Below are 21,187 nucleotides of genomic sequence, written 5' to 3' on the forward strand. Positions count from 1 at the left end.
AGAATCACCAAGGACCTGGAACGAACGATAGAAAATTCGGCTTCATTCATTTTGATGGCCAACATTCAGATGGTTCTATCGTCAATACAGAGAAATCTTGACTCGAATTTTTAGACACGCTCTAATATATTAAAAGTATTGAGCAGCTTACTTTTTTTAAAAAAAAATTATTTATCATAAATACAAAGAAGATATTTCCAATTGCGTCCAATAGTTAAGTGTTACGTAGCCCTTTATCTAGTTACTCCTGATGTTAGGTTTTCCACACTACTACACAACTCTACATTTTTTAAACTTGGAGGCCGGACGCTCGCAGCCCCCCCCAGTCCACTCCCGACTCTATTACGGAGGACGCTGCGAGATCCTGGATCGGGTAATTAGAACCTCGTAGCGTCCGTTTCAAATGGGCGCAAATCAAATTGAATAACATCCCGTAGTGTGCAAAAGCTCCTTAACTCTCCCTGCACCCGCGTCCGCGCCCCAAAACATTAAACCGTTAGCTCCCTCACTGAGAACTAACGGTTTAAATTTCTAACGAACAGAGATACTAACTTTAGTCCCAGCTCTTATTACTGACCTTAGAGGCGTTTACCAACTGGGCGTACTCTTCGGTACTTAGCCCGTCGTAGCAGAACTGAATTGGATCTACCTGCTTACCGTCTTTGTGTACTTCGTAGTGGAGGTGGTCGCCCGTGCTACCGCCGGTGCTGCCAACGAGACCAATTTTCGCGCCGCGTTCGACCTGAGCACCGTTTTTGACCAAAATTTCGCTCATGTGGCCGTAAAGGCTCTTGAACCCGTAGCCGTGGTCGATGATGACACACTTACCGTAGTCTCCCCGGTTACCGGCCCAAACAACTTTTCCTTTGCCGGACGCCTGGATGGGCGTTCCTTTTCTGCAGTTGAAATCAATGCCGTAGTGCATCTTCGGTACACCGTGGATGGGGTGCATCCGCATACCAAATCCGGAAAGGTTTTCGATTTTGCGGTTGAATTGGTCTGAGCGGATCGGCTTAATGCTGGGCACCGACGCAATCCGGTCTTCTTTGTTGACGATCATCGTGGTGACGTCGTCAAGCGACCGACTCTGGAGATCAAGGCGGTGCTTGAGATCATCGAGGCGGGAGCGCAGGTTGGCAATTTTCTCGCCGCTGCGGGGAAGCTCCCGCAGGTCTGCGTAGGCATCGTGGCCACCGCGGCCACCGCGCCATACGTCGCGGTCGATTGGCTCCTCACGGAACATCATCCGGTAGATGGCCGAGTCACGGTCCTGAATGGACTCAAGAACATCTGCCATAGCTGTAAGTTCTTCGTTTGTATTCTCGATCTGAGACCGGAGAATGTCGTTTTCCTGGGACAACAACCGCTCGCCGGGGCTGGGGAAGTATGCATGTACCACCATCATCATCAGGATGGCCGTGAAGACCGCGGCACCACAGAAAGCAAAGCCTCTGAGAATGGTGTAACGGAGGGGCTCAATGACCCGGTCGTACTGCAGCGTCTGTTTGTTAAAGACGAATTTTTCGCGTCTCATAAAGAAGTTTCTAGACCAAAAATCACAACGGCTCTAAAACTGTATAATGTAATGTTCCTCAATTCTGTGTGCTCTCAAAGCCAGCCGTTGTCTTATTCCCATGAACTAAATGGCCAAAAACCATCGCGTCCTGTGTTGCGAATTTACTTTATTGTTCGCCGGATAATAAAGAAATGCATTAGAAAAGTTACCAACAATGAACTCAAAAAGCGAACACAGTTGAATAAAAAGACCAAAAACGAACAAGTAGAACCTATTTGATTACGTTAAAATTATTGTTTTAATTAGTTTAAATTAATTATTTAAAAACAAATAATATCATTATTGCATTTCTATGACTTATGGTTTTCCTGGTGCAGTTCTAAAAACAGGCAGGAAGGAGGATTAGCGAAACATCCCGTAGCAATCGTTATAGCGATCTGCCTTGCGCCGGCGTTGTAGCTCCTTGCTGTTGCCAAAATCGATGATCAGGCTGGCTTCCAGGGTAGAGCCAAGTCCCCCGGGTACGTTGCGTAAATCCGAGACAACGGCATCGTAGCTGAAGCCTATCTTCAGAACATCCTGCCGGAAACTGACCGCAGCGATTATACCATCTGCATTCTCAAAAGCATGGCGGTACCACCCCCCGAAGGCCACCGGCCCGTAACCGAAGTAGGCACCCATGTTCAACTGCCGCAACGAAGCCTGCGAGGTAAACAGAAAATTGGGCGTGATGTAGGCCGGGCGGCGGCGGTTACTGTAGCGCTTAACGTTGATCTGGGCACCTCCCGTCAGGGTAGTACGCATCGGTCGGCCAGAGTAAAGGTTCTGCCCTACTTCCACCAGGCTTTCGTCCGGGCGGTTCATATGCTCGAAACTGATGCCGCCGTACATATTGTAGGCAGAGAAGAGCACTCCCGCCCCAAAATCTGCCGAAGTTTTGGAAAGGGCCGCCAACTGTTCGGAGGTAATTCCATCGGCGCCGTTGATGGGGTCCAGCACATCTCCGAAGGTGAGGGAGCTGAAATCGAGCGATGTACTGAGAATGCCTGCCGACAGCCCGAGCCGGGCGTGAACATCCCGGTTGATCATAACGTCGTAGCTGTACACTACGGCCACTTCGGTGTTTTTGTAGGCTCCCTCAAGTTGCTTATCAGTCATCATTCGCAGACCGAACCCGCTTGGCGTGTTCTCGATCGGCTGGTCGTAGCTGGCAGCCATCGTTGTGTACGCGCTGGGGTACGAGGTATGCTGCGCACGGTAGTTGAAAGCAACCCTGGGCGCAGTCCCGATACCAGCAAATGCGGGGTTGAGACGCAGCGGAGAAGCATAGAACTGCGAGAAGACAGGATCCTGAGCTGCCAGCGGAAGCAGGCAGGCCAGCAACAAGGAAAGAAGTATAATTTTTTTCATAGGGAATAAATAGTTGCAGGCTCGACGTAACGATGCTCGGGTTATTGCACCAGCCATGTGCTTCTACCGGCCTAAAGCTAGCCAAAACCCGCCAAATTTGCCAACCAGGGGGAAGTTAAAGTCCTCGCCGCGTCATCACCATGACACCTTAAAGACAAGACGTTATAATTAGTCCGGGCAGGACAACGTTTTGCCCTCAACGCTGTATCTTAAAGTTGGTTCCATACCTTATATTATGCACAAGCTTCTATTTACCCTTCTCCTTGCCATTTTTTCGCTGTTCCTGTCTGCGCAGGTACAACTTTCTGACCAGTTGCTCTGGGACGAAGCCCCCACGGTGGTGGAATGGAACGGAGCTACACAAGTTCAGTTTGCGTACACTTTTGCCGACAATGGCGCGGGCGCAGGTGCAAGCAAGGTTAGCGACCAGCCTCTTTACCTGAGAACGTTTCCTGCTCAGCCGGGCAGAACGTACACCGTAGAAGTTATCAATTCTGTTTTCGAGCCCGTAAGTGTGCCCCGCGGTGCGGCTGACTTCCCGGAAGAATTCGACTTCAGCGTAAGTGTGAGCCGCCAACCCGAAGGGTACCTCGGTAAAGTTGCGGCTCCGGCGATGATCAAAACCCCAACCGGAGTTCAGCGCCTGCTTTCTTTAGAAATCCGCCTTGTACCTGCGGCCGCGCCCAATGCCCGCCCCCGAACGGTATTTGCAACAAACTCCGTCCTTCGCGAAGGAGACTGGTACCGTTTTACCGTTGCTGAAACCGGTGTACACAAACTCACCAGGGCGTTCCTGACCGATGAGTTGGGCGTTAACCTAGACGGAGTCGACCCCCGCAACATCGCCGTATTTGGTCAGCCGTTCTCCGGTAAACTGCCCGAAACCATCAACGTAGATGCTCCGGATGACCTTACGGAGATGCCCATCATCATCCGGGGCGAAGGGGATGGAAGTTTCGATGGCGAAGACTTTATCGTTTTTCACGCCCAGGGCCCCGACCGCATCGAGTACGAGCCGAACGGCGACTACTTCGACTACGAAAAGAATGTTTACGCCACCACCAACAGCTATTTCCTCCGCGTGGGCGGAACGCAGGGCCGGCGGGTCAGTGCGCTGCCTGCCGCCTCCGGCGGCACGGAGGTGAGCAGCTATGATGCTGTCTATCATTTCGAAGAAGACAAGTTCAACATTCTGCACCAGTTGGGGGGTAACTCTCATGGCTCGGGCCAAAGCTGGTGGGGCGATCTGCTGGCCGGCGCCCGCGAAGTTGAGTACCGCAACGTGTTTCGCATCCCCGGCCTGGTTAGTGATCAGGACGCACGCATCCGGGCACGAATGGCGCTGCGTACCGATGCTACTAGCCGCTTCCTCGTTGAGGTGGGAGACCAGGTCATTACCAGCAGCATCGCAAGTAGTGTTCGTATTGGGCAACAGGAACAATCCGCTGCGGCGATCCCCACCCTGCTCGACGGAGCGGTAAAGCTGCCAGGAGAAGACGTCACCATTACGCTGAACTACCCCAGGCCAGCGAACTCCAGTACCAGCGAGGGCTATCTCGACTGGTTTCAGGTCCGGGCCCGCCGGCAACTCTCGTTTAACGACCTTGATCAGTTCGACTTCCGCGACGTCGGGAGCATGAACCAGCCTACTGTCCGTTTTCAATTCAGCGGCAGCTTACCCTCCGACGCTACCGTCTGGAGAATTGACGGCGCGGACGTACGATCGGCCGATGTTTCCGGCGGGGCATTCAGTGCTGCCGCCAACGGCCAGTTGTTTGAATATGTAGCCTTCAGGAGCGAAGCCGAACTGCTTACGCCCCAAGCCGCAGGAATGGTCGCCAACCAGAACCTTCATGCAGAAGACAATGCGGAAATGATCATCATCGCCCATCCGCGTTTTTTGCAGCAGGCGGAATTGCTCGCGGAGCACAGACGCAGCCACAACGGGCTGGAAACCGTTCTGGTCACCACCCAACAGATCTACAACGAATTCAGCAGCGGGCGCGATGATGCATCCGCCCTGCGCAACTTTACGCTGATGCTCTACGAAAGATCACCCAACCTGCGTTACCTTCTCTTGTTCGGAGACGGCAGCTTCGATCACCGCAATATACTGGAGTTGGGAACCAACTTCATCCCCGCCTTCGAGCACGACGGTAAATTGACGGAGGTAGGCAGCTTCCCCGCTGATGACTTCTTCGGCATTTTCACCAATGCCACCAACAACCAACCCCTCGAACCCGACCTGAACGTTGCCGTTGGCCGCCTTCCCGTAAAAACCGCGGACGAAGCAACTCAAGTGGTTCAGAAACTTATCCGGTACGACACCGAACCGAACACCCTCGGCGACTGGCGGACCCGCATGGTATTCGTTGGCGATGATGAAGACAGCAACCAACACGCCCGTGATGTAGATCAGGTTGCGACCTCTGTCGCCGAACTAAAACCCGACCTGAATTTCGACAAGCTATACTTCGACCTTTTCCCACAACAAAGCCTTTCGGCTGGTGATCGTTATCCGGACATTACCGAGGGGCTCGACCGGGCCATCTTCCGGGGTGCCCTGGCCGTTACGTATCTGGGCCACGGAGGCCCGCGCGGATGGGCACAGGAGCGGGTGCTTACAATTCCCCAGATTCGTAACTGGAACCGCCCGTCGACGTCCGAAGACCCCATTCAACCGCCGGTGTTCATCACCGCCACCTGTACATTTTCCAATTACGACGACGCAGCTTTTGTATCAGCCGGCGAAGAAGCTCTCCTCACCCCCAACGGCGGTGTCGCAGCTTTGCTTACAACAACCCGCCCCGTATTTGCCACCCGTAATTTCATCCTTACCGATGAAACCGTGAAAGCCATGCTGGAGCGCCCCGACGGCAACTGGCGTACGGTGGGCGATATCATCCGGATCGCGAAGAATAACGTAACGGCTCCTACTTCAGCCATCAACCTCAACGGCAATACGGAGAATGCCCGGAAATTCACCCTGCTCGGCGACCCGGCAATGGTGATTGCCTTCCCCGAGCACTCGGTCCGTACAACTATGATCAATGACCAACCCATCACCGAAGAGCGGCAGGACACCGTACGTGCCCTGCAGCAAATGAAGATCAGCGGTGAAATCACTGACATTGCGGGTAACCTATTGTCTGACTTTAACGGACAAGTTTTTCCTACCATTTACGACAAGGCCCGTACGGTCAGTACGCTTCAGCAAGACCAACCAACCGTTTCTCCCCTCGAGGTTTCCGTGCAACGGAACATCGTATTCCGGGGTCGGGCAACGGTAACCAACGGCAAATTCGAATTCGAATTTGTTGTGCCACGCGACATCGACTACGCCTTCGGCGCAGGGAAAGTGAGCTACTATGCTGCCGATCTGGACCAATTCACCGATGCTTCCGGATTTTACGACCAGCTCATCATCGGAGGATCCAGCACCGACGTGATCACTGACGATGAAGGCCCGGTGGTAGAAGTGTTCATGGACGACGAAAACTTTATCTCCGGAGGTGAAACCGGTCAGGACCCGATCCTCCTCGTCAACCTCACCGATGACCTCGGGATCAACGTCACGGGAAACAGCATTGGCCACGACCTCGAAGCGGTGCTCGATGAAGATACCCGAAACAGCATTGTCCTCAACGATTACTACGAAGCCGAAGCCGATGATTTCCGCAAGGGAACGGTCCGTTACCCGCTCTTCGACCTGGAGCCCGGGCTACACACCATCACCGTTCGTGCCTGGGACGTGGCCAACAACAGTGCCCAGGGTACAACTGAATTTTTCGTTGCGGCCGACGGGGCCGACGCCATCAGCCGCGTTCTGAACTACCCCAACCCTTTCACCGACCGGACGTGCTTCCAGTTTGACCACACCCTGGTGGGCCAGGAAGTAGAAGCCATCGTTCAGATCTATACGGTGAACGGACGCCTGGTGAAGACCCTTACCCGTGCCTTCCCGTTTGCCGACGGAACCGTCCGGCAGGATGACTGCATCGAATGGGACGGCCTGGACGACTACGGTGATCAACTCGCCCGGGGTGTTTACCTCTATCAGGTTCGCCTGCGTGGTGACTCGGGAACGATTGTAGACGGTGAATTAGAGAAACTCGTTATTCTCAAGTAACGTTATCTTCGCCCCCATGGATAATCTGATCGTTCACAATCTTATAGTACACGAACTCAAAAAACAGCCGGAAAGCGCCGAAACGGAACTGTTGCTCAGCAAAGAGCCCCTCCCCATTTCGGAGCAAGCCATCGAACTGATTGGCCGGCTGGATCAGATTTTTGAGCGTAAGAACGATTTGCTCCAGGGTTTTCTCTCCCAGCCAGACGAAAGCCTCTTTCCTGCCTACTACGAAAGCTGGCTGATGGAAGGCCGTGATCGGGCCAACTTCATCCAGTTCTCGGAAGATACCATGAAGGTATTGCAACAGAGCCTCAACGGGGTTATCGGCGCAAAGGGGGGCTACCTTCTCTACGCTGATTACACCATGGAAGAGCAGCGGATGCTCGGTATTTTCCTCATCCGGGAAACACCGGGAATGATCTTCGTAACCGATGAATCCGGCGAAGCGCTGAAGCTTTCCTTAACCCAGTACCTCGATGTAGACCATATGGCAATGGCCGTCCGCCTGCTTGCGGGTACGGGGCGTAACGTACAAATGATCCGTCACGCTCGTACGCAGAGCAGCATCAGTCAGTATTTCACTGAATGGGTCGGGCTAGACCGCCCCGAAACCAGCGCCGAACTGACCCAGAGCTTTCTGGAAATCGTCGAAGAACTCCCCATCCCCAAAGACCGCGACACCGGCTTTGCCATGAATGAAGGAGACTTCGAAAAGGCCCTGCTCAAATATGCCACCAAACAGCCTCAGCAGACCATCCGTGCTAAAGATTTCGATGAGTTTTTCTACGGAAACGAGCAGCCGCTTCAGGATATGCTCGCCGAAGGCGATGGTGTACTGGATGAAGGCTTCCGGATCGACAAACGATCCGTCCGCAAGCAATTCTACCTCAAGGCCGGGTTTGGAGGCATGAGCATCACCTGTACCAAGGATCACTTCCGGGCCGGACAAATCGAGATAGACGAAGAAACCGGGAAGATTACCATCACCAACCAAGAGCTCGCGTCGCTATTGCTTGATCAGAAGGGAGAATAGGTTGGTGCTTTGGTAGGTTGGTGCTTCAGTAAAATTCTCCAACGAACCTACGATCCTGCGTCCCTGTTGTAGTTACGAACCCAAAAATTACAACAGCTATGGCCCCCTCCGCCGCAAAAAAAGCCATTCAGGATGGCACTCCTTTCTCTACCGCAGTTGCTAAAGATGCAGTAACTGTAGACCTCGAAAACAAGAGTACCGAAGCCAACAACATCATCAGGCGCTATGCTTTATTCAGCACCGCCAGCGGCCTCATCCCCTTTATCGGCCTCGACGTTTTAGCTGCTACCGCTATTCAGACCAAGATGGTAAAAGACCTCGCTGATATCTATGGTTACGACATCGACGACCAGCTTCTGAGAACAATCATCAATACCGGCATCACTTCGGTGGGTGGCCGGATTCTCACGCAAATCGCCGGATCTCTGGCGGAGACAGTGACCCCGCTCAAAATGTTTGTTAATGGTGCCACCCAGGCTGCCGTATCCGGCTTTCTCACCCTCGAAATCGGAAACATCTACAAAAGCAAAATGGAACTGGGAGAGAACCCCGCCGACATCAGCGTGATGGAAATTGCCAACCACATGGTTTCTCAAATTCAGGAAGGAAAGTGGGACCCCAATAAATTAAGCCTGACCAATCAGCTGGGCGGCATGTTCAGCGCCAACAAACAGTAAGCGTAATTTGGCACCAGTCTAACGCCAAAAGAATCATCATCAGAACTTCCCGATCCGCAAAATTGCGGATCGGGATTTTTTTTGCCGAACCGTGTTACCTTTTTGTTACTCGTGCGACTATTCGGGCAAACAACCTTATTTTACGCAACCGTGCCCACACAAAAACAGACTATATTCCTTGCGGCTTACGCCGATTGTCACGATGCCTTCCTGCGCTACTGCACGACGGTATCCTTCGGCAAATGCGACGTACAGGATTTGGTGCAGGACGTGATGCTTTCCACTTTCCAACATTTCGACGGCATCGAGGAAGGCAAACTACTGCATTATATGATCCGGGCCGCACGCAACCGTAGCATTTCTTTGGGGCGCGCACGCAGGTTCAAAGCAGTGGATCTTGAAGAGCAAAGTTTGGAAAGACTGCGCTCCAAAGGAGCCTCCGCCGAAACCCTACTTGACGTAGAGACTCTCTACCGCGCCCTGAACCGCCTGCCGGAGAAACAGCGTAACGCTGTTATTCTTTTCGAGATCAACGGCTTTAGTGTCCGGGAGATCGCCGGCATGCAGGGCAGTTCGGAAGCGTCCGTAAAGATGAAGCTCAGTCGTGGCCGCAAGCGCTTGCGGGAACTGCTGACCGATTCGCCACGGAACTACGGTCAATTTGTGATGAGCGCAAAAACCATCCTGCTATGAGCGAAAAGAAGAACATGGAGAAACTCGTGGCTTCTACACGGCGAGCGCCTGCGGTACTCTCGTACGATGAGGTTGAATTTCTATTTCTTAACCCAAATCCCCCGCCACCGCCACAACCGTGGTGGAAACGGGGTGGTTACCTGAAATTCTTACTCATGTTTACCCTGTTGATTACATTTCTGGGCTTACTCCTGCCCAACTACACCGGCAATACCGATTACGTACTCTCTGCGTTTCCCCTTCGGGAAACACCAACGGCGTACGTTGCGGTGAATTCCTTACCCGATTCTGAGACGCTTCAGGCGCTGCAAATCCCAGCGGTTGGCATCACCACTCCGGAGGTCAGGCCCTTTGCTCCAAAAGCTCTCCCTGCACCTGCGGCCGCGCCCAAAGCGACTGAAACACAAGAAAAAAATCCGATACAAACTGAAAGTTCTCCCTACGATTCACCTGAGCCAGCACCGTCAGGTCCGAACAAAGTTGATCGGGGTGAGATGCCACCTGCATTGTTTCAAGGTGTGTATTCCCCCTTCAAGACCTCGCTGATGCTTACCTTCAAGGAAGAGCAAGATACGATAGAAGGAGCTCCGAGAAACATCCTAATCCTGGACCTCGATAAAGCAGAACTGCGTAAGCTGAAGCAAAACAACGAATCTTTGGCCATTATTGAGCGTGCTGCGGGGAGTTTATTACTGTATCCAAACGGAACAGACGGTACGTTCGAATTCCTACCAAATAGCAGCTACCAAAACGATTTCGCTGCCAGAAACTGGGGTCCGGTGGGCGTATCACAAGGGGATGGATTTTCTTTTGCCACGGTGGGAAAAGCGACTACGCACTCTTACGACAAACGGGTAGAAGACCATTTATGGTTCCGTTATTTCACCACAGACATCAATAATGATTACCTCGATCTACTGAGAGAATATGGCTACAACGGTGATGACTTCGAAGAGCTTTGGAAGCTTGCCAACAGCCAGATTCAGTTTCAGGAGCTCAAAGATATATTGGCCCTGTCCAGCATAGTGCTGACGGACCGCATCCCCCTGGCGGAACTACCAACTTTCAATTACAACCTGGACAAATTGAAAGATCTCCGCCGCTCAGGACAGCGCATGAGTTTTGAACAATTTGACGCGATGAAAGCCGACCCCAGTATCTGGGAACTTTTAGCAAAAGCACAAAACCCGGACCTTGCCATCCCTGCCGCTGACAAATACATAGCTGCTCGCAAACATGAACGCGATTTGAACTTTAGCATCGACCTGCCCGGCACGATAAGTGACACGATCCTCTACGACGGGAATACGCAACTTGAACTGATTGGAAACTTCGACTATCGGATCAATAAAGACACGACGCAGCAGAGCATCATCGTTTTTGGCTCCAAAAAATTTGTAACCAGGCTACGACGTAAATCTGATTACGGCAGCCTTCGTTTGGTACATAAAAACAGAAAGCAGCCCCTGTTCGTAACGTTTCCACTCGGGAGCGAACTCATACATCGTTCCAAAAAAGGTGTGACCGTAAAAATGAGCACCAAACTTAAGCGCGAACAATAGCAATACGAGGGAACAACATGCTTACTTGATCTCCCGCATCAGTCCTTCCTGCACGACGCTGGCCACCAGCTTTCCTTCTACATCGAAGATGTTACCGCGCGTGAAACCGCGCGCGCCGCTGGCCGAGGGTGAATCGATACTGTACAACAACCACTCGTCGGCCCGGAAGGGGCGGTGAAACCACATCGCGTGGTCCAGGCTGGCGATCTGGAGGTTGCGGTGATCGATCGCCCGGCCGTGCGGGAAGAGAGCAGTCGTGAGCAGGTTATAATCTGAAGCATAAGCAAGTACGAGGTCGTTCTGGCGGCGGTCTTCGGGCATTTCGCCTTTAGTTTTCAGCCAAACGTTCCGGACGGGTTCGTACTTGTCTTTTGCAAAAGGGTTCAGGAACTCAACGGGGCGGAACTCAATAGGCCGCTCAATGCTGAGTACTTTCTGGATGTTCTTCGGCAGCTGATCTCCGAACTGTTTTTGCATCCCGTCGTAGCTCACCAGTTCCTCGTAGCTCGTCACCTTTGGCATTTCGACCTGGTGGTCGAAGCCTTTCTGGTCGAGTTGAAAGCTGGCGGTGAGGTAAAAAATGGTGCTGCCATTCTGAATGGCCTTAACCGCACGGGTAGTGAACGAACCTCCGTCGCGAATCCGGTCTACCTGAAAGATGATCGGAATTTCCAGATCCCCCGGCAAAACGAAGTAACCATGGAAGCTGTGAACGAAACGATCTTCGGGTACTGTCCGCATCGCAGCGCTGAGCGCCTGCGCCATTACCTGACCGCCAAAAACACGGGGTGAACCTACCGTACGGGATTCTCCGCGGAAGAGGTTTACTTCTATGCGTTCGAGGTCGAGTAGAGATAGTAGTTCGGATACTTGCTTCAAAAGATTGGATTTTTAGTTCGTTGGTCTGTTGGTAGGAAACCGCCCAAATGTAGAGGGGTTGCATCTTAGAATAAAATAATCCGCACTTGTTCTGCTTCAGGTCAGAAAATTCTCACACCTGAATTCCCGTCGGATGCTCTTAAGAAGCCTCATCGCTCTGTGTATACTTTTGGCTCTCGCGCTTTTGTACCAAAACAGAAGGCCTTATCCTAAACCTGTTTCCAGTTTTGACCCGGCCCTGGCGGTGAGTGCGATGGCTTACCGTTTTCCTGACAATTACAATGCTAATGCTGCGCTTGGTTTCATGATTGAGCCAGGCTCTTCCGGAAGCTACAGGATCGCTTGTTTCCGGAATGATTTTTTTGAACCTCTGGGTTGAGCGCCTCTGGCGCGACCAATACAATAGAAACCGCCCTCCGCGTACGAGACACGAAGGGCGGCTGAAGCCGAAGCTACTTTTTTTTAGAAATTCACCATCACTGGCATCCGGGCCTGCGCGCCCTGGCTCTGGGTAACTTCCTTCATCATCTGGAAATAACGGTAGTTGTCAGGACCGAGTTGGTCTTTAGCAATAGCCGTGCTGAAGCCCTTGGCGGCATCCTCACCAAGGAGGTCTTCGATGAGTTGCTCCAGTGGCGGTTTGATGTACGGGTAGTGACCAACGCTGACGTCATCGGGGTCAAGATTGGCGAGCGTTGTCGCAGCAGCAATAGCTTCGTCGAGGCCAGCGAGACGATCCACCAGGCCGAGTTCAAGAGCGCGGGCACCTGCGTAGACGCGGCCCTGTGCAATTTCCTGCACGGTTTCCAGCGGCATGCCACGGCCAGCGGCAACGCGCTGCAGGAAAGTAGCGTAGATCGCCTCGGTCCGCATTTTCATTACGGCTCTTTCTTCTTCATCGAGCGGGCGGAAGGGAGAGAATCCGTTGGCGTGCTTGCCAACATTGACGGTATCGATGGTCAGACCGAGCTTATCTTCCATGAGTCCTTTATCCTGGGGGAACATGCTGAAGACACCGATCGATCCGGTAATGGTCATCGGCTCGGCAAAGATGCTGTCGGCTCCTGCGGCGATGTAGTAGCCACCACTGGCAGCTACAGCTCCCATGCTGACCACAAACGGTTTGCCGGCAGCTTTGAGTTGTTCGGCGGCGTACCAGATGTTCTCAGAAGAACTGGCGCTTCCGCCACCGCTGTTTACGCGTAGGACAACGGCTTTCACGTCATCGTCTTCGGTGAGGCGTTCGAGTTCGGCTACGTATTTCTTATCCCCGATACCTCCGTTTTCCGATTTACCGTCCACGATGGTTCCTTCGGCGATGAGAACGGCAACTTCACTGCTGCCACGGGCTTTCATTTTCTTGAGGCGGGCGGAGAAGTACTTACCCAGCTCGATAGTTTTCAGTTTATCGTCAGCGTCGAAGCCTACCAACTCTCGGAGGCGCGCGTCAACTTCGGAACGTGTCCTGATGCCATCGATGAGTCCGCCGCTTACGGCTTCCTCTCCTTTCCACCCTTCCAGGCTGTTCATTTTGCTGCGCACATCGGCAACGCTGATGTTGCGGCCTTCAGCGATGTTGGCCAGCATGAGGTCAGAGATATCGGTCAGGAATTCACGGACCTGCTCTTTATTCTCGGGGCTCATATCGGTACGGCGGAAGGGCTCGGTAGCACTTTTGTACTTACCAGCGTAGAACACATCTACGTCGACACCGACTTTGTCCATCATTTTTTTATAGAACATCACCTCGGCACCGAGGCCGCGGAAATCAACTACTCCGAGGGGCCCGAGGAAGATCTCATCACCGGCAGTTGCGAGGTAGTAAGCAGTCTGATCGAGCACCGGAGCGTAAGTGACAACGAACTTTCCGGAGGCTTTGAAATCGACCAGTGCTTCCCGGATCTGAGTGAGTTTGGTAAGGCCACCTCCCTGTACCATACTATTCATGTAAATCCCTTTGATGTCGTCATCCTCCTTCGCCTTCTCGATCGCACGAACTACGTCGTGAACACCGAGGACCGGATCGGTTTCTAACTCGAAAGACGCAAACCCTGCAGCGGGTACGTTATCGGTAAGTTCGGGAACCTGTTCAAGGTCGAGTTTCAGGATAGAGTTGGTTTCTACCGATGGCTTTTGCTCTCCGGAGCCTGCCAGCCCGACAACGGCTGAAATACCAACGAAAAATAGTGCCCCCAATGCAAGTAGCGTTCCGAGGCAGGAGCCGAAAAGGATTTTCAGGAAATTTGACATATGTTCATTATTACAATTACTTGCAAAGAACGTTCATATCCGGCGGTCTTTCACTGCGTTTTCGATGAACGGTCCTTTTTCTCGGACGGGGGGAAAGCCTTTCTGACATTTAATGACTGTCCGAACTGAGTTAGTGAGTCACTGAGTTGCTGCGGCTGTTGCTGTTCGCGGCGCTTCGCTTAACCCACCCCGAGCAAATGAGTAAAGTAAGAGAGCTGCAACAGCGGCAGCAACTCACCAGGCCAGTGACTTATCAACTCACTCCCGTAGACTTATCTTTGCGCGCTGCTAAACGTTCTTTATGGCCAACAACGCCCGCGACCTTTCCATTGATGTTTTTGATTACAGCCTGCCCGATGAGCGCATCGCACGCTACCCCGCCAAAGAGCGGGCGGGCGCGAAGCAGCTGGTGTACCGCAATGGTGAAATTTCGCACGGCGTTTTCAGTGAATTGCCGGACCGGCTCCCTGCCGGAACACTCCTGATCGGTAACCGGACCCGGGTCATTCATGCCAGGCTTTTCTTTCCGCTCGCGGAAGGGAAGCGCCCCATCGAGGTATTTTGTCTCGACCCTTTACTGCCGGTCGATTATGCGCAGAACCTGGGGGCGCGCACGCAGGTGCAATGGAAGGTTTTAATTGGCGGAAACCGCCGCTGGAAACGAGGCCCGCTGTCCTTAGAACTTGAGGTCTCCGGCCAGAAGACAAGCCTGACGGCAGAACGCGGCGAACGCATGGACAACACCTTCGCCCTGACCTTCAGCTGGGAAACTGAAGGAGCGCCGCTCACCTTTGGGGAAATCCTTGCCGCAGCGGGCACGATCCCCCTGCCCCCCTACCTCGGCCGCGAGTCAGAGCCTGATGATTCAGCGCGGTACCAGACTGTATTCGCGAAAACCGAAGGTTCCGTTGCTGCGCCTACCGCCGGCCTGCACTTCACCCCCGAAGTGATGAATAACCTGCAGAAAAATGGCGTAGACTGGGAAGAAGTCACCCTCCACGTAGGGGCGGGTACCTTCAAGCCCGTCGATGCCGACACCCTCGGCGGGCATACGATGCACCGGGAGTTCTTTACTGTCAGTATTTCATTCATAGAGCGCCTGCGGAATCAACTGAAGGCAGGGAAACCAGTCGTCAGTGTGGGCACCACCAGTCTGCGCTGTCTGGAGAGCTTGTTCTACCTTGGCGCTGGCTTCGCTGTAGGCGAGCTTATGGTCGTCGACGGTCCTGTAGAGGTAGGCCAATGGGTTGCTGAAGATCCGCAACTTGTCGGCACAGATCCACTTGCTGCGGTAAATGGTCTGATGGAACTCATGAAGACCAACAGCTTAACGGAACTTTCGGGCTACACCCAACTGCTCCTTACCCCCTTTGCCGAGCTCAAACTGGCCGACGGCCTGATCACCAATTTTCACCAGCCCCGCTCTACCCTGCTCCTCCTGGTAGCTGCCATCGTTGGTGATGACTGGAGGCGCATTTACGATTATGCCCTGGAGCATGACTTCCGTTTTCTCAGCTACGGGGATAGTTCATTGTTGTGGAAGTAGCCCGGCCACGCACACTCCGTGTGCGAGCGGTTGAAGCGCTCTCCGAGCTCAAGGCTTTTCGGGGGACTTTGCCCTGAATATTATAGTTTGCCGGAGGCATCACAAAAGGGGAACGCATGCATTGGGAAAGTTGTAAATCCCCCGCACTACTCCTGCTTCAGGACAGTTTCAGGTTGTTCGCCACCAGTGATTTTCTCCGCGGTAATGTTGCTGGCTCACGGCTGAAGCCGTGGCTTCGGTACGGCGTTTCGTCAACCATTCATTGCACCTGCGGCCGCGCCTGCTACTTTTGCTTCAACAGGGTAACCCACCGTTCTTTCCCCTCGGTAAGCATCCTGATCCGGAGGCTGTCGTGGGTGAGTTTCTCGATGGCGACTACCCGTTCGGGGCTATCGTTCCGGGTGGTATCCTGTGCCATCAAAAAGCCTTCGGCATAGTGCCAGGTACCCGCTTCTTCGTAGCGAAGCGTAGAACGGAACGTGTAACGATTGTCCGGCCGGAACAGGAAGCCCACCTGAGTGGGGTCCAGTTTCAGACTATCGCCTGCTTCGAGTACTTGCGTTGCCTCCCATTCCCCGAGGAGGAGGTGATCTTCACGCTCGCCGCAGGCGAACAGGAGGCAAAGCAAAAACGGAATGGTCAGAAATCTCAACCCGCAGTATTGAATACGTTCTCAATAAGCAGGAAGACAGCAGCACCGGCAGCGAAACCGACGAAGGCCAACCAGGCAATTTTCTTGAAGTACCAGATGAAGTCGATGCGCTCCATTCCCATGGCTGCCACACCTGCGGCAGAACCGATGATGAGCATAGACCCACCCGTACCAGCTGAGAAAGCGATGAAGTGCCAAAGCTTACTATCAACAGGGTAAGCTCCCAGATCGTACATACCCATAGAGGCAGCTACCAGTGGAACGTTATCGATGATGGCGGAAAGGAAGCCAAGAATCATGATTACGATATCCTGGTTAGGGATCACAGCATCCAGGCTTTCGGCCACGGCGCGCAGGGCGCCAACTTCACCGACGGCAACTGTTTCGATCGCAGCTACAGCCATGAGAATACCGAGGAAGAAAAGGATGGACGACATCTCGATACGGCTCAAGGCTTTGTGGGCCGAGTAAGCAGCTTTGCGCTCTTCGGTAAAGTCTTCTTCCGGGTGAATGTACTCGGAAACGAGCCAAACAACACCGAGACTGAGCATCATTCCGATGTAAGGAGGCAGGTGAGTGATGGTCTTGAAGATTGGTACGAATACGATCATACCCAAGCCAAGGAACAACATAGTCTTGCTGCTCAACAACCGCTCTTCGCTTACTGGTACGCCTTCATCCGACTCTAACTCCGGCGTAACAAGGTTGCCCTGAAACGGCTTCATGAAGCTAGCGAACAGGAAAGGAACCGCGAAACAAACCAAAGAAGGAATGATGAGGTACTCGATAAGGCCTGCAGTACTGACCCGCTTGCCGATCCAGAGCATAGTTGTTGTTACGTCTCCGATCGGAGACCAGGCACCACCGGCATTGGCAGCAATAACGATAAGGGCGATGTACCAGATGCGTTGTTCGCGGTCCGGAACCAGCTTGCGCAGCAGCGTAACCAGTACGATCGTTGCCGTCAGGTTGTCGATGATAGCAGAAAGGATGAAGCCGAGAATTCCGACAATCCAGAGTAGTTTCTTTTTGGAACGGGTACTGATCCAGCCCTTCAGGATATCGAAACCACGGTGGAGATCCACGATTTCAACGATAGTCATGGCCCCGATCAGGAAGATCAGGATTTCGGCAGTCTTACCTAAGTGGTGCAGCAGAGTTCCGGTAAAGCCATGCTCGGCATCGTGGTGAGCCGCATCGGAAAGGTGATCGACACCGTGGCCGCCCATAGAAAAGAGCTGACCGTAAGAATCCACAACATCAAGTGCTCCGGAATTGAACCCAAGACTCAGAAGTGCCCAACAGATTGCTCCCATGAGCAATGCGGGCACGGTTTTATCTAAGCGTAAGGGGTGTTCGAATACAATAACGACGTATCCGATAACAAAACAAGCAATAACGGCTGATAACATGATGATGGTGATTCGTAGATGAGCTGGAAAAAATCAAGTCTTGGCGGCAAATTAAGACGCATATCGCGAAATCCAGACTTGTATGCCCATTTAATGATACGGAGTCGTCAGATGTTCGGATAAAATGCGGCTAACCTACACAAATTTTTCGCCGAACATTTCTTCGGCCTTCCCGCGCAGTGCCTTGATTTCCTGCTCTCTGCTTTTGGGGTAAACCACAAGGACGTCGCCTTCATCGATGATCAGTAGGTCGTCCACGCCGCCAACGACGATGAGCTTACCTTCCGGTCCGCGGATGTAAGAATTGTGAACGTCTTCGGTGATGGCTTTTCCGGCATTGATTACGTTACCGCTTTCGTCCTTGATGCTTTCCTGATAGAGGGCACCCCAGGCTCCGAGGTCTGACCAACCGAACTGAGCCGGGATAGTGTAGATGTTTTTCGCATTCTCCATGATGGCGTAATCGACGGAGATGCTGGGTGTCTGCGGATAAAACTCATCGATGAAAGCCTGCTCTTCAGGAGTATTGTAGCAAGTCATGCCCTGAGACAGTAGCGCGTAAATTTCGGGAGCGTATTGTTCGTAAGCTTTCAGTACTGTTTCGGCCCTCCAGACGAAGATGCCCGCGTTCCAAAGGTAGTCGCCCGACTGCAGGAAAGATTTTGCGGTTTCGGAATCCGGTTTCTCCGTGAAACGTTTCACGGGATAGATACCGTCATTTCCGCTTTCGCCGAGGAACTGGATGTAGCCGTACCCCGTGTGCGGCCGGTCGGGGGCGATGCCCAGGGTAACCAGGGCGTCGGTCTCGGCGGTGTAGGCGAGGGCTTTGTTGATGTTATCGGCAAAGAGCGTTTCGTTTACGATCAGGGCGTCGCTGGGGGCGATAACGATGTTTGCTTCGGGGTCCAGGGCTTGAAGCTTAAAGGCAGTGTACGCCACGCAGGGCGCAGTATTATTGCGGCTTGGCTCGCAAAGGATTTGGTTGTCGCTCAATTCTGGCAGGTGCTCGAGCACCTGGGCCTGGTACTTACCGTTGGTGACGATAAAAATTTTATCGGCGGTTGTTACCTTCAGGAAGCGCTCGAACGTCATGCGCAGCAGGCTCCGGCCATCGCCCATGATATCGAGAAATTGCTTGGGCCGGGCTTCGCGGCTGGCGGGCCAAAAGCGAGAGCCTACACCACCGGCCATTATTGCTATATAAGTATGGTTGGAGTTGGGCATAACCAGTTAAGTTTCATTTTTGGAGAGTGCGAAGGTAAACCAAGCAAACGAAACGGGCCTGCTCCTTTTGCGGCATGTGTATATCACCAAATGCGCTACTATCACGAATTTGCTGCCAGTCACGTCTCCCCTCTCCTGAGGACCTCCGGAGGAAGCCGCGCAGCGAAATCTACATTAGTGTAGAAATGATCATTTGAAACTAAATCGATCTCACACCAAAGAAACCAAAAGTGACAGCCCGTCATACATGCCTGCCGGCAGCTTACTTTGGAAGCATCCAAAGTAACAAAAATGCCTGGCTGTATCACCGGCTGATCGTGAAAATTGGCAACCAGCACCTGAAATGGAAAAACTCGCGCTTGCGCGCTCTTCATTGCCTTAAAGCTGGTCGGTTCGTTGAAATTAGCGGAGCTGCGTCCTGGGCTTTAGAAGTGCTCAGACAGTTTCCATTTTTTAACGGTGCTGGTTACCAATTTTCACGGCCGGTGCTAAGGCCGATACTCAGGAGTTAAAACTTTCGGTTCCATTTGCAAGCACTTAGTTTTTGGGTAGAAGAACAGCTTCTTCAGAAGCTTGAACATGGGGCGTGTAGTCTGCTGATAAAACTGACGACTATTTCAACACAAAACGCGTAGCGTTTTCACAAGATTCCTTCTCCTTTGGACCTCGCAAGGAACGCGAAGCAGTTCCTGTAGAACTGCCGCGTAGCGAAAAGGACTGGGGATGAGGTTATGAGCGGTAGCTGTTCAGGTACCGTCATGAGGGCGCAAACCAGATTGTCGCTCAACCCCCTCCCAGCCTCCCCACACCGCTGCGCTGGGGAGGAGCAATCGCGACAATCTGGTTTGCGCCCCGTCATGACTTCACATTCACAGACGGAAAGTCCTAAATACAACAATCAATGATGGCCTTGACGCCAGCCACAAATACCAGTATCTCGGTCAAGTCTCTTTTGATCTAACCTCGCGGAAGAAGCGCAGCAAAAAGTAGGCAGCCGGCAGGCATGCTGAACGAAAGGTATGACCAGATGTGACATTGTTGCTACCCTGCAAAAATCGACTTAGTAAGGAAATAGAAGCATCTCATTAGCTACAAACCGTAGCGGATCATTGTGATATACACTTGCAGTATGAATAGCTCCTGGTTCAGCAGGCTCAGTCGGTAAGAAGATCTGGCCGGCGATCCTTTGTACGCTGCAAAGCCTGTTCTTCGCGCCATTTCTCGATGTTGGCGGTGTGCCCGCTAAGAAGGATGGGCGGCACTTCGTGGTCGCGCCACTTAGCCGGGCGGGTATAAACGGGTGGCGCGAGGAGGTCGTCCTGAAAGCTATCGGTGAGGGCAGAGGTTTCGTCGTTAAGGACGCCGGGCAGGAGCCGGCCAACAGAGTCGACGATGACTGCAGCGGCAAGCTCTCCGCCGGAGAGCACGTAATCGCCAATGCTGATCTCGAGAGTAACGTACTCATCCCGGATGCGCTGATCTATGCCTTTGTAGTGGCCACAGATCAGGAGCAGGTTCTTGCCGAGACTCAACCGGTTAGCGCGGCGCTGAGCGTACTGTTCTCCGTCGGGGGTGAGGTAAATAATCTCGTCGTATGTTCTTTCGGATTTGAGCTTATCGATGAGTTCGGCCAGTGGTTCGCAACGCATCACCATGCCGGCTCCGCCGCCAAACTGATAGTCGTCTACCTGGCGGTGTTTGCCCATTCCGTATTCACGCAGATCGTGAAGCTCTACGGTGAGCAGACCTTTGTCTTTGGCCCGCTGCATTATGCTGTGGCTAAGGGGAGAGGCCAGGAGTTCAGGAAGGAGGGTTATTATATCGAAATGCAAAGAATAATAAGTTGGTATTGGGTAGAATGCAGGAGATCGTGCTACCGCGTGAGACAGGCGTTGGAGGCGGAAGTTGTTTCAAAACGATCATTGCACCCGCGCAACTGCGCCCAAATTGTCTCGCAAAGTTAACGGGAATATAACTTGCCAGACAACCTTGCGCATGATGTTGTATATCACGGGATGCACAGATTTCCCTCTCCCCCGGCCCCCAGGGCTAACGCATACTATAAAATTAATCTAGCCGGGATTGTTTTCCGTTATTGAGTCATGCAAAATAAGGAAACGACCAATCTCCCCCTTGATCCATTACCTGGAGTCGATCAGATTCCTGACCCAAGAAACGCTTGTTTGGTTCACCATCCACTT

General features: G+C 52.8%; 14 protein-coding genes. 6 read left to right on the forward strand and 8 right to left on the reverse strand.

The window, feature by feature from the left end; all coding sequences use genetic code 11:
- Positions 1-553 precede the first annotated feature (553 nt).
- Both FUA23_RS21260 and FUA23_RS21265 read right to left on the reverse strand, forming a co-directional pair.
- A complete protein-coding gene (locus tag FUA23_RS21260; protein WP_147932797.1) occupies positions 554-1,534 on the reverse strand; it encodes a M23 family metallopeptidase in 981 nt (326 codons plus the stop codon).
- A 384-nt stretch (positions 1,535-1,918) separates the two neighbouring features.
- A complete protein-coding gene (locus tag FUA23_RS21265) occupies positions 1,919-2,926 on the reverse strand; it encodes a PorP/SprF family type IX secretion system membrane protein (protein WP_187271175.1) in 1,008 nt (335 codons plus the stop codon).
- 235 nt (positions 2,927-3,161) lie between these two features.
- Between FUA23_RS21265 and porU the strand changes: the two genes are divergently transcribed.
- The 5 genes from porU to FUA23_RS21290 all read left to right on the forward strand — a co-directional run bounded on the left by porU (position 3,162) and on the right by FUA23_RS21290 (position 11,023).
- Entirely contained in the window at positions 3,162-7,055 is a 3,894-nt protein-coding gene (gene porU, locus FUA23_RS21270; RefSeq protein ID WP_147932799.1) for a type IX secretion system sortase PorU, read from the forward strand.
- A gap of 16 nt (positions 7,056-7,071) precedes the next feature.
- Positions 7,072-8,091, forward strand: a complete 1,020-nt coding sequence (locus FUA23_RS21275; RefSeq protein ID WP_147932800.1) for a nucleoid-associated protein — start codon at positions 7,072-7,074, stop codon at positions 8,089-8,091.
- Between the two features lie 98 nt (positions 8,092-8,189).
- Positions 8,190-8,768 (forward strand): DUF697 domain-containing protein, encoded by a 579-nt coding sequence (locus tag FUA23_RS21280; RefSeq protein WP_147932801.1) that lies wholly within the window; start codon positions 8,190-8,192, stop codon positions 8,766-8,768.
- 150 nt (positions 8,769-8,918) lie between these two features.
- Positions 8,919-9,461 (forward strand): RNA polymerase sigma factor, encoded by a 543-nt coding sequence (locus tag FUA23_RS21285; RefSeq protein WP_187271176.1) that lies wholly within the window; start codon positions 8,919-8,921, stop codon positions 9,459-9,461.
- A gap of 269 nt (positions 9,462-9,730) precedes the next feature.
- On the forward strand, positions 9,731-11,023 hold the full coding sequence (locus FUA23_RS21290) for a hypothetical protein (protein ID WP_147932803.1): 1,293 nt from the start codon (positions 9,731-9,733) through the stop codon (positions 11,021-11,023).
- Between the two features lie 21 nt (positions 11,024-11,044).
- Here the strand turns inward: FUA23_RS21290 and tesB are convergent, their stop codons facing one another.
- Both tesB and sppA read right to left on the reverse strand, forming a co-directional pair.
- A complete protein-coding gene (gene tesB, locus FUA23_RS21295; RefSeq protein ID WP_147932804.1) occupies positions 11,045-11,902 on the reverse strand; it encodes an acyl-CoA thioesterase II in 858 nt (285 codons plus the stop codon).
- Between the two features lie 462 nt (positions 11,903-12,364).
- Positions 12,365-14,152 carry a signal peptide peptidase SppA gene (gene sppA, locus FUA23_RS21300; protein WP_147932805.1) on the reverse strand — a complete coding sequence of 596 codons (1,788 nt, stop codon included), beginning with the start codon at positions 14,150-14,152 and terminating at the stop codon, positions 12,365-12,367.
- A gap of 301 nt (positions 14,153-14,453) precedes the next feature.
- Between sppA and FUA23_RS21305 the strand changes: the two genes are divergently transcribed.
- Entirely contained in the window at positions 14,454-15,698 is a 1,245-nt protein-coding gene (locus tag FUA23_RS21305; RefSeq protein ID WP_147932806.1) for an S-adenosylmethionine:tRNA ribosyltransferase-isomerase, read from the forward strand.
- A gap of 283 nt (positions 15,699-15,981) precedes the next feature.
- Here the strand turns inward: FUA23_RS21305 and FUA23_RS21310 are convergent, their stop codons facing one another.
- The 4 genes from FUA23_RS21310 to trmD form a co-directional block, all read right to left on the reverse strand.
- Positions 15,982-16,350: a hypothetical protein gene (locus FUA23_RS21310; protein WP_147932807.1), complete on the reverse strand. Its 369-nt coding sequence runs from the start codon at positions 16,348-16,350 to the stop codon at positions 15,982-15,984.
- The gene (nhaD, locus tag FUA23_RS21315; RefSeq protein ID WP_147932808.1) at positions 16,347-17,762 is read right to left on the reverse strand and encodes a sodium:proton antiporter NhaD; all 1,416 of its coding nucleotides are present in this window, start codon (positions 17,760-17,762) and stop codon (positions 16,347-16,349) included. Before nhaD ends, FUA23_RS21310 begins: the two co-directional genes overlap by 4 nt.
- Positions 17,763-17,897: 135 nt before the next feature.
- Positions 17,898-18,986: a mannose-1-phosphate guanylyltransferase gene (locus FUA23_RS21320; RefSeq protein ID WP_246144428.1), complete on the reverse strand. Its 1,089-nt coding sequence runs from the start codon at positions 18,984-18,986 to the stop codon at positions 17,898-17,900.
- A 1,154-nt stretch (positions 18,987-20,140) separates the two neighbouring features.
- Positions 20,141-20,818, reverse strand: a complete 678-nt coding sequence (trmD, locus tag FUA23_RS21325) for a tRNA (guanosine(37)-N1)-methyltransferase TrmD (protein WP_147932809.1) — start codon at positions 20,816-20,818, stop codon at positions 20,141-20,143.
- Positions 20,819-21,187 lie beyond the last annotated feature (369 nt).

The organism is Neolewinella aurantiaca, assembly GCF_008014675.1.
Lineage (GTDB): Bacteria > Bacteroidota > Bacteroidia > Chitinophagales > Saprospiraceae > Neolewinella > Neolewinella aurantiaca.

What these genes read in the sequence shown, in the direction of transcription:
- FUA23_RS21260 (WP_147932797.1), bottom strand. Translation starts at nt 1,534, where the DNA reads ATGAGACGCGAAAAATTCGTCTTTAACAAACAGACGCTGCAGTACGAC.
- FUA23_RS21265 (WP_187271175.1), bottom strand. Translation starts at nt 2,926, where the DNA reads ATGAAAAAAATTATACTTCTTTCCTTGTTGCTGGCCTGCCTGCTTCCG.
- porU (WP_147932799.1), top strand. Translation starts at nt 3,162, where the DNA reads ATGCACAAGCTTCTATTTACCCTTCTCCTTGCCATTTTTTCGCTGTTC.
- FUA23_RS21275 (WP_147932800.1), top strand. Translation starts at nt 7,072, where the DNA reads ATGGATAATCTGATCGTTCACAATCTTATAGTACACGAACTCAAAAAA.
- FUA23_RS21280 (WP_147932801.1), top strand. Translation starts at nt 8,190, where the DNA reads ATGGCCCCCTCCGCCGCAAAAAAAGCCATTCAGGATGGCACTCCTTTC.
- sppA (WP_147932805.1), bottom strand. Translation starts at nt 14,152, where the DNA reads ATGTCAAATTTCCTGAAAATCCTTTTCGGCTCCTGCCTCGGAACGCTA.
- FUA23_RS21305 (WP_147932806.1), top strand. Translation starts at nt 14,454, where the DNA reads ATGGCCAACAACGCCCGCGACCTTTCCATTGATGTTTTTGATTACAGC.
- nhaD (WP_147932808.1), bottom strand. Translation starts at nt 17,762, where the DNA reads ATGTTATCAGCCGTTATTGCTTGTTTTGTTATCGGATACGTCGTTATT.
- FUA23_RS21320 (WP_246144428.1), bottom strand. Translation starts at nt 18,986, where the DNA reads ATGCCCAACTCCAACCATACTTATATAGCAATAATGGCCGGTGGTGTA.